General features: G+C 46.8%; 9 protein-coding genes. 6 read left to right on the top strand and 3 right to left on the bottom strand.

Annotation, left to right across the window (positions count from 1 at the left end; genetic code table 11):
* Positions 1 to 442 (top strand): lysophospholipid acyltransferase family protein (locus AAFP11_RS28580; RefSeq protein WP_341740065.1); only part of this gene is annotated, 442 nt, incomplete at its 5' end.
* Between the two features lie 102 nt (positions 443 to 544).
* Here AAFP11_RS28580 and AAFP11_RS28575 read toward each other — a convergent pair.
* The 3 genes from AAFP11_RS28575 to AAFP11_RS28565 all read right to left on the bottom strand — a co-directional run bounded on the left by AAFP11_RS28575 (position 545) and on the right by AAFP11_RS28565 (position 5,017).
* Complete coding sequence (locus AAFP11_RS28575; protein ID WP_341740064.1) at positions 545 to 3,553, bottom strand: EAL domain-containing protein; 3,009 nt, start codon at positions 3,551 to 3,553, stop codon at positions 545 to 547.
* Positions 3,554 to 3,834: 281 nt separating this feature from the next.
* Positions 3,835 to 4,194, bottom strand: a complete 360-nt coding sequence (locus tag AAFP11_RS28570; protein WP_341740066.1) for an efflux RND transporter permease subunit — start codon at positions 4,192 to 4,194, stop codon at positions 3,835 to 3,837.
* Between the two features lie 226 nt (positions 4,195 to 4,420).
* Positions 4,421 to 5,017 (bottom strand): efflux RND transporter permease subunit, encoded by a 597-nt coding sequence (locus AAFP11_RS28565; RefSeq protein WP_341740063.1) that lies wholly within the window; start codon positions 5,015 to 5,017, stop codon positions 4,421 to 4,423.
* 323 nt (positions 5,018 to 5,340) lie between these two features.
* On the opposite strand from AAFP11_RS28565, the gene nfi reads away from it, so the two are divergent.
* The 5 genes from nfi to AAFP11_RS28540 form a co-directional block, all read left to right on the top strand.
* A complete protein-coding gene (gene nfi / locus AAFP11_RS28560; RefSeq protein WP_341740062.1) occupies positions 5,341 to 5,994 on the top strand; it encodes a deoxyribonuclease V in 654 nt (217 codons plus the stop codon).
* Between the two features lie 573 nt (positions 5,995 to 6,567).
* Entirely contained in the window at positions 6,568 to 6,798 is a 231-nt protein-coding gene (locus AAFP11_RS28555; RefSeq protein WP_340518378.1) for a KGG domain-containing protein, read from the top strand.
* A 232-nt stretch (positions 6,799 to 7,030) separates the two neighbouring features.
* A complete protein-coding gene (locus tag AAFP11_RS28550; protein ID WP_341740061.1) occupies positions 7,031 to 7,561 on the top strand; it encodes an FHA domain-containing protein in 531 nt (176 codons plus the stop codon).
* Between the two features lie 87 nt (positions 7,562 to 7,648).
* On the top strand, positions 7,649 to 9,652 hold the full coding sequence (locus AAFP11_RS28545) for an FHA domain-containing protein (protein WP_341740060.1): 2,004 nt from the start codon (positions 7,649 to 7,651) through the stop codon (positions 9,650 to 9,652).
* 20 nt (positions 9,653 to 9,672) lie between these two features.
* The coding region (locus AAFP11_RS28540) for a hypothetical protein (protein ID WP_341740059.1) at positions 9,673 to 9,986 on the top strand (314 nt) is incomplete at its 3' end.

The following is a 9,986-nucleotide window of genomic DNA, read 5'->3' as shown; positions in this document are numbered from 1 at the left end:
ACGACCGGTGGCATTTATGGCTAAGGAAGAGTTATTTAAAGTGCCTATTTTGAAACAGGCGATCGCCCTTTATGGTGCTTATCCAGTCAAACGGGAAAGTGCCGATCGCAGTGCGATTCGATCGGCTCTCCAATATTTAGAAAATGGATGGGCAACAGGTGTATTTTTGCAAGGAACCAGAACAGTAGATGGTAGAATTACCGATCCCAAATTAGGTGCTGCACTGATAGCTGCTAAGGCTAAAGCACCGCTGTTACCTGTTAGTTTGTGGGGAACTCATGCTATAGCATCTAAGGATTCAGCACTGCCGCGAGCCGTGCCGCTGACGGTGCGAATTGGCAATTTAATTGCAGCGCCGACTTCCTCGGAGCGATCGGAGTTGGAAGCATTGACTCAAAGATGCGCTCAAGAAATTAATGCCATGCACGATTTAGGGCGTTGAACTTGGGGCATGGGGCATGGGGCATCGGGCATCGGGCATCGGGCATCGGTAACTAATAACAACCGCCAACCGTCAACTGTCAACCGTCAACCGTCTACTACATTACCATTGCAAACCCTGATTCAACAAAGCTGTAGCTGCGTCCCTATCGAGAGGTTTAGAGAAGAAGTATCCCTGACCGTACTCGCAGCCGAGCAGCCGTAATTGAGCCAATTGAACGGCGGTTTCGACACCTTCGGCCACTACCTCCATCCCCAAACTGCGAGCTAACATGACGATCGCTCTGACGATTTCCAAATTTTCACCTGTTTCTCCGATGCGGCTGACAAAAGAGCGATCGATTTTCAAAGTATTGATCGGGAATTTATGCAAATAACTTAAAGAAGAATAACCAGTTCCGAAATCATCAATACAAAGCTCAATCCCCAAATCTCTCAAATGAGAAAGCATCGCCGCTGCCGCTTCCCCATCTTGCATCACTACACTCTCAGTAATCTCCAACTTCAACCAACGAGCATCCACCCCTGTTTCCTGCAAAACTTGTTTAATTTGTTCGATGGAATCCGGCTGTTCAAACTGTCTCCCGGACAGATTTACAGCGATTGTTAGCGGTGAATCCTTGGCTGGTAATTGCAAATTTTGCCACTCGATAATTTGACGGCAACTTTCATTCAAAACCCACAAACCCAAGGGCATAATTAGACCAGTTTCCTCCGCCATGGCAATGAATTCCATGGGAGAAACCAAACCCCGTTCGGGATGCAGCCAGCGGACGAGGGACTCAAATCCTGCGACTAAGCCAGTTTTTAAACAAACAATTGGTTGGTAGTAAACAGTAAAAGGACATTCTAATTTTTGACTAAAAATATGAGATTTTTGATGTTCTAAGGAACGATTAGTTTCGTACAGAGATGAATTTTCTCCATGACTGCCCCATCGCAAATCTAACATTGAATATTTCAAATTCAGTTCTTCTATGGACTGCCGCAAATCATTTTCCAAGTGCATCAAAGCCACAGCACGAGTGTGCATGGCACTGGTAAACACTTCATAGCGAGCTTTGCCGAGAGATTTTGCCCGGTACATGGCAATATCAGCATCTCGCAAGATATCTCCGGGCCACTGATATTCCTCACTACTCAAAGCAATGCCAATGCTAGCAGTAATAGAAACTTTATTTCCCTCTAAATGTAGGGGTCGTTCGATCGCCTTTTGAATTTGCTTGGCTTGGGTGATGGCATCTTCCACACCTTGAATTTCCTCCAATAAAATCACAAACTCATCTCCGCCCAAACGAGCTGCGGTATCACCAGGACGCAAACAAGTCAAGAGACGGCGAGCAATTCCCAGCAGCAGCCGATCGCCCGTGCGGTGTCCCTGGCTGTCATTAATCACCTTAAACCTGTCCAAATCGAGAAACAGTACCGCAAACTGATAGTTAGGATGCCGTTTGACACGAGCAAAAGCTTGGCCCAACCGGTCTGTCAACAAAGCCCGGTTGGGTAAATCGGTCAAAGCATCATGCAAAGCATCGTGCAATAACTTATCTTCTGCCATTTTGCGCTCGGTGACATCGTGGCAGTTGACCACAATTCCCCGCACTGAAGGTTCCGCGAGTAAATTCGTCGCCACCGCTTCCAAAACGCACCAGAAACCATCCTTATGCCACACTCGATATTCTGCCAGTCCCAGGCCTACTCTCGGCATTTGGATGATACCTTTAAACACTTGACCCACCATGGGCAATTCGTCGGGGTGAATCAGCTCAAATACAGACCTACCAAGAACTTCCGCCGTCGGATAGCCCAAAATCCGCTCTAGGGAAGGAGAGACATAGCGACAGAAACCTTTCTCATCGAGAATCACAATAATATCTCTAGCATTTTCAATCAGCGATCGAAAGCGCTTCTCACTTTGTCGCAGTTCTTGTTCCGTGCGTTTGCGATCGGTAATATCGGTATTCATGTAAATCTGACCGACTATTGTCCCCGTGGAGTCTTTAATCGCATCGGCCCGCAACAACACTTGCAAAATCTTGCCACTTTTGGTGATTTTGGTAACTTCACCACACCAAGAATAACCGTGGGCGATCGCTTCGAGCACCTCCTGGGCAACGGTCTCATCAGCAAAAATGGTGTGTATCCCCCCAGCATTTCTGAATTCTGCTACGGTTTCGTATTCAAATAGTTGAGAAAAAGATTGATTTTGATAGATGTGAGTACCGGAGACATCAGCCATGCCGATCGCATCACTGGAACTTTCCACCGCCTTGCGAGTCAACACCAGAGCCTCTTCTGCCTGCTTGCGTTCGGTGATGTCAATCCCCACCAAACAGGCTGCTTTGCCCCCATCGTACTTTTGAGCCACAATCAAATAATGTCCCGCCGACTGACCATCGGTGGTTTTGACCTTGGTGGAAAGTTCTTTGACTACTTCTGTAGCATTGCTGGCAAAAAACCCCCCCAAAAAAGAGTAAAAATCCGAGCTTACGCCCAGAAATCCGATATCTTGGCCGACGAAAGCCGAAGGCGGTAAACCGTGGAGTTTGGCTAAATGTTGATTAACCCCCAAATAGCGCAAATCCGAGCTCACCCAAGATACTGTTCCGGGAACTGCTTCCAAAATAGTTTGCAGTTGGTCATTAGTTTGCTGCAACTCCTGCTGGACTTCTACGCTTTGGGATAAGTCTGACAAAATTCCGACGAAGTGAGTCAAATACCCCCTCTCGTCTCGCACCGGAGATAGGAACAACTTATTCCAAAAAGGAGTACCGTCTTTGCGGTAATTTTTGATCACCACCTGACATTCTAGACAGGAGGCGATCGCCTCATGGAGGTTAGCTACGGTAGCCGGATCGGTATCAGGACCTTGCAAAAAGCGACAGTTGCGCCCCAATATTTCCTGGCTAGAGTAACCTGTAATCCTTTCAAAGGCTGGATTGCAATAAATTATGGGATAGTCGGGCGCTAGGGCATCAGCAATGACAATACCATTGCTAGTAGCAGCCAAAGCTCGATCGCGAAGCCACAGTGATTGTGACCCATTATTGCGATCGCCAACATCCTCGACTCCACCTAAATTAAAAATTGACTGGTTCTCCCGATTTCCCATCAGCCGAACTTTGAACCAAACCTCTACAATTTCGGAGTTTTTCTTACTTTAACGTTTTTCAGGACTTACGCAAGCCCAATCTTATTTCCCTACTAAAATACCCCATATTTCCCACAGCAGGTCTAGTACGTGATGGGTAAAGCCCCCATCCCTAAAGGGAGCGGCTGGTAAACTTCCCGACTCTGGCAGGGGGATACAGGCCATAATTTAACCAGTCTCAGTTCTTCGGAACCTAAAATATTGTTTCACGTTCTGGTTTGGCGATCGTTCAATTCAAATACTTAGTTTTTCTGAGGCGAAAAAACCTGAGATTGCTTCGTTTTGCCTCTTTTCTGCCGCAGCGCTTCCATATAGGTATAAACCACCGGCGTTAAATACAGCGTCACAATTTGGGAAAACAGCAAACCACCGACGATCGCAATTCCCAAGGGGCGGCGGGCTTCCGAACCATCACCCAGTCCCAGGGCGATCGGCAAAGTTCCCATCAAAGCCGCCGCCGTCGTCATCATAATCGGGCGAAAGCGCGTCAAGCAAGCGGCAAAAATAGCATCCATCGGGTTTTTGCCTTCTTTTCGCTGCGCTTCTACGGCAAAATCCACCATCATAATGCCATTCTTTTTCACAATTCCTACTAATAAAATGATGCCGATTGGTAATAGGTAATGGGTAATTGGTAATTGGTAATTGGTAATTGGTTATTTCATAATTGTTATTGCTTCTTCCCCCCTTGGGGGGGGTAGGGGGGGTTCTTCTTCCTTATCCCATAAATTGACCGATCTTTTTGCGCCACCAGCTACTTCTCTTTCCGAACTTCGCGTCCTTCGCGTCTTCGTGGTTCGTTGAAAACTTCTTTTTCACAACTCATCGCTAGGATTGCATTTTCCTTGTTAATAATGCACCAAAACCGGCAGAAGGCAAACCGGATAGAATGGTAATCGGGTGCAGGAAATCTTCGTAGAGAATGCCGAGAATTAGGTAGATCACTAAAACTGCGATCGCCAACAACAAACCCAGACTCGGTAGCGAACTTTGAAATACTTGGGATGCGCCTTGAAAACTGGTAGCAATGCTGTCAGGAATTGTGTCGCTAATGGCCGGACTCAGAATGCTGGTGACAATTTGTTCTTCGTCTCCTACTTGTTGGAAAACTTGATTTGCTTTGGCGGGGTCGATGTTCCAGTTGACTGCTAAATCTGTACTAATTTTTTGCAAGTCTTTGGATGCTGCATCTGCTTTCATGTCTGTTTTTTGTACCCGCACGCTCAGGGTTTTTACAGAGGTGACGATGGGTAAAATCGGGTGGATGCCTTCATCTAAAATTGCGTCTTGAACTTTGCCGAAACGCATGATGACTCCGCGTTCCCCAGCACCTACTAGGGCAAAGGGTTTTAAGATCAGGGAGGTAATGACTAGGACAATGCCGCCGGCGATATAGAGACTCAGGTTGTAACGACGCATTTTCATGGGAAACACTATTTGTATAAATTTGTTAATTTGTATTAGGCTATTTAGCCCTTTCCTTAAGATCGTAACTTGCTATTTAGGATATTGCCTTTCATAAATTCATTTATTTGATTCATAAAAGTCATAGGGTTGTGAGTATCTAAAATTACCTTCACAGTCTCAGTAATAAGACTATGACTAAAAAATTAAGGGCTATCCCGATCGCCTTCAGGGGGCCAACAAAATTTATCGCCATCAAATATAAAGAAATCAAGTTCAAAAATGTGGCAGAATAGGTTAAGGTTAGATGAGAGCGGTTGAATTGAGGTAACATTGAGGTCTAAATGCAGCAGCAACACCCTTGGCCTGAGACAATTGAAGAGGCGATCGCCATTCAAGAACAACTCCGGTCCTTGGTAATTGCCGAAAACCAACTGTCAACAGTGCGGTACGTTGCAGGGGTAGATGTGGGCTATCACAGTTCAGATGCGGTTTCGCAGGCTGCTGTAACGGTTCTGAGCTTTCCTGATTTACAGTTACAGCAGCAGGCGACGGCTTGTAGTGTGACTGCTTTCCCTTACGTTCCCGGCTTCCTGTCTTTTCGAGAAGTGCCTGCCGTTCTCCAGGCTTTAGAAAAGCTCGATCAGATGCCAGACTTAATATTGTGCGACGGTCAAGGGTTGGCTCATCCGCGCAGGTTCGGTCTGGCCTGCCATTTGGGAGTTTTGACCTCAATTGCGACCATCGGAGTTGCTAAAACTCGATTTATTGGGGAACATTCAGATGTAGGTTTAGAGCGGGGGAGTTGGCAGCCTTTGCAAGATTGCGGACAAACCGTAGGTGCAGCACTGAGAACTCAAACAGGAGTAAAGCCGATTTATGTTTCGATCGGTCATAAGGTAAACTTAGTAAGTGCGATCGATTATGTGCTGCGCTGCGCCCTGAAATATCGCTTGCCAGAAACAACGCGATCGGCAGACCAGTTAACGTCTGGATAATTGGCTAAGCCGGAAGACATCCACAAAATCAAAAGTAAAAAGACAAAAAAGCATCCCTCTTTGGACTTTTGACTTTTAGTGATTCAGGTGTCGCCAGCTGTCAAAAAATCCTTTGAGTCGAGAAACATTGGGTTTTTGGTTCCATCCTTCTAGCGAAATAAAAAATGACTATACCTGAGAAAGAGGTATCAAAGTCGAGAGATTGTTAGAGTAATTCAAAGACAGTAACTCGGTTAAAGATTGACTCAGGAAACTTACAGCGCCAAATGTGAAAGATTTTTGCTTCACATTGGTAAATTAGGACTTATGCAAGAAAAAACACAAGGAACCGGGTTTTTTAAATCTTGTCGCTGGCTGTAACGATGTTTTTTCGTAAAAAAAACCAGGCTTCTGCATAAGTCCTATAAACTCATGAACCGATCGTCCTTCTGGTCAAACCTATGGTTTAAACTGGTATGATGACGTTTCATGATTTACGGCCACAAACCCGATCGCTGACTTGGATTACCAACTACAGTGGCAGACTAAGGTGCGATCGATCCAAACAATTAGACAAAAAACAAGGAGACAGTCATGGCTGAAAAAAGCAAACGCGGATTCGCTTCTATGGACGCAGAAAAACAGCGCGCAATTGCTAGCAAAGGCGGAAAAGCTGCCCACGCTAAAGGTACTGCTCACGAATTTACTTCGGAAGAAGCGAGACAAGCAGGTCAAAAAGGCGGCGAAGCTGTCAGCAGAAATCGGGAGCACATGGCTCAAATTGGTCGCGAAGGTGGCCGGAAAAGCCGCAAAACCGAAGCTTAAGTCTGCTAGCAATCCACACACTTAAGGAAATGTGGTTTGACAGTGGGATGACTCAAGCAATTAGCAAACACTGTTGGGAGGAAAAAAAATTGCAGGCGCTAACAGCTTGCAAACACCAATTTCTCTCTCGACAAAAGTCTATCGAATAGAAAAAAGCCCCCTGGTGGGGCTTTTTTGTTTGGATAATTATGGGTAAGTAAAATTTTTCTATATCTGAGGAAGCAACAAAATCATGACAAACCAGCTTACTTTAGAATGGACTGAGGCTGGGGTGCGTAAACATCAGACCATTGAAAACGGACAGCCGAGCAAAAATCTGGGAACGGTGAGAATCGGGCGCGACCCCGGTAAATGCGATCTAATTTTGTCCCATCCAACGGTATCGGGACTCCACATCGAAATATTTTTTAATCCCGCATCCCAGGAGTTTGAAGTGCGAAATTTGCGCCCAAGCAATCCGTCACTGGTAGATGGGAAAATTCTCGCCCAAGGGGAGGCAAAATTGAGGTCTGGTAGTCGCATCCGTTTAGGTGAAGTAGAACTGGAGGTGGTTTCGGTATCTGCGACGGAGGTTGGGATTGTGCCGACGGTGTTGCTATGGGAGAAACAGACTCAAGTTTCTGCCCAGCCCACAGTGCCTTCAACCTATGGTTTGCTGTGTCCTAAGTGTGCTCGCACTTCGCCCTATGCTCAATTGAGTGCTGGGTGTCCCTGGTGTGGTACTTCTTTGGCGGCGGCTGCTAGTGTGTTTCTTTCCCCTTAATCGCAGTTGAAGTCAGGGGAGATTAGGGCCTAGACTTAACTTTAAACAATTGCAGATGCTACGATCGCGGATGTTTTAAAAATAGTCATGAATTCTCAACCTTGGCGCCTGCGACTCACTTGGGTAGATACTGTTACCGGGGATCGGCGCTCCCCCATATTTGACTTACCCATCGCTTTAGGACGAGTTTTTGAAGCTATGCCTGCTACCATTAATGGCGATCGAGTTTCTAGAATTGAGCTCAAAAGCAGTCAAGTTTCTCGCTTCCACGCCGTGATAGCCTCCGAAGCCGAGAGTATCGTATTAACTGACACTGGCAGTCGCAACGGTACTTTTGTCAATGGGGTGCGCCAAACTCGGTGCGTGCTCGCCAATGGCGATATGCTACAAATAGGACCCTACGCGATCGGCATTTCTTTTGCGGTTAATTCCATAGAAACACCCTCTGTCAATTCTCATATTTTCTTTAACCCCCAGACAAATAGCCCAGACTCCGCCATCTTGCAGCCTGCGGTGTCACCACCTTCAGCCAACGTCAGTAGAGGGGAGTTTCCGCCCATGGAATTTTTGCAGGCTTCCGAGGTGACAATCCGATCGCTCCAATCCATGGGAATGCCCGTAGCAGAGATAGATTGGGCAGCCATTGGAGGCGGTTTGGGCAGCTTTATTTGGGTGGATTTGCTCAGAATTTGTGGGGTGAAGAGCGATCGAATTGCCGTTTTGGGCATGGAAAATCAGCCTTACGCCCGCTACCGTCGGTTATGTCTGAATTCTCAAATTCCCCTCCACGAACGGCTACGATCGAATTCTGACTCTTGTCCAGACAATATTTGGGGTTGGCCTCCCTATGCCCTGCGGGAAGCTGGGCAGGAATTGCTCAAGGGTCACTTGGGGGTGTCCCTGAAGTTGATATGGCAGGTGTTTGCGGAACCGACTTTTGCTGAAACTTATACGCCTCGCGCGGGGAATGTGTTTGATTCTATTGACAGGGAGGTCGATCGCATTGGCTGGAATCAGATGTTTCGCTATGCTAGGGTGCGGGGAATTCGCAAAACAGATGACGGTAGGTACGCGATCGCTTATTCTAAATCCAATGCCCAGCAACGGGAGCACGCTTTTTTGATCGCCAAATACGTGCATTTAGCCACGGGCTATCCAGCCATTCAATTTTTGCCAGACTTGCAAGCTTATCGCGAAACCACCCAGGATTTTAAGTCCGTGGTGAATGCTTACGAAAACCACGATGAGGTTTACAAACAGTTGGAATCCCGTGGTGGAAGTGTGTTGTTGCGCGGGCGGGGAATTGTGGCTTCGCGGGTGGTGCAGCGACTCTACGAAGCCAGACAACGCAACCAGAATATTCAAGTATTGCATTTGATGCGATCGCCCAAACCTGTTGGCAATACCTTTAATCTCGCACAAAGAAGCGTCGAAAATCACTACGAATTTCAACCTTTCAATTGGCCCAAAGCTTGCTGGGGCGGGGAACTACGGGTGGTGTTGGAAAATTCCCCAGCGGAATTTATGCCCCAGTTGCTGACAGATTGGGGCGGCACTACTACTGCTAGCCGCAGCGACTGGCGACGTATGGTGCAAGAGGGTTTGAGTCAAGGATGGTATCAGATTACCTTTGGGGAAGTGGAGCGAGTTGAGCGCGACAGTCGAAACCGCACGGTGACTTACATTCGGGAAAAAGAACTCAAGGGACAAATTCAGTTAGAGGCTGATTTTATTATTGATGCTACGGGTTTGGATGCTAAGGTGAAAACCAGTCCTTTGCTGGAGGATTTGGTGATGCAATACAATCTGCCCTTGAATGGACTGGGACGTTTGAGCGTGCAAAAGGATTTTGAGATGTTCTCCATGCGGAATGCTTCTGGGAGTAAGGGGGATGGGCGGATGTACGCAGCGGGTGCGATTACTTTGGGTGGTCATTATGCGCCGGTGGACAGTTTTTTGGGCTTGCAGTATGCTGGTTTGCGATCGGTGGAAAGTCTGGCCAAAGCCAAGGCTCCTGGTGTTCGGAAATTGAGCGTTGTGCGATCGTTAGTACAATGGTTAAAGTGGATTTTCAATCAATCTCCAGGCTAAAATTCCCAATCAAAAATCCGATGACTCCTACCTTATTTGGTCGCTGGCAAACTCGAATCTTGTTATTTGCAACTGTAGGCGTTTTAGCAACACTGCCTTTTTTTCTGGGTTTAATTGGCTCCCAATCAGGAGCCATATTTTTCTGGATTTTAGCCTATGTAGGCATCTTTGGCATGGGTTGGGATATTTTATATATCTACATTCAACATTTCCGTTGGGACCGAGATTGGCCTGGTGCTTTTCAATTGCTGGCGGGAATTTGGGAAGCAATTTTTGTGTTATTTTTACTCAAAATTGTCGGTTTACCGGGCATACCTCCGCAGGATTTGGAATT

Source organism: Microcoleus sp. CAWBG640, from assembly GCF_020883015.1.
Taxonomy (GTDB): Bacteria; Cyanobacteriota; Cyanobacteriia; order Cyanobacteriales; family Microcoleaceae; genus Microcoleus; species Microcoleus anatoxicus.
This window is presented reverse-complemented; position numbering and strand designations above follow the sequence as displayed.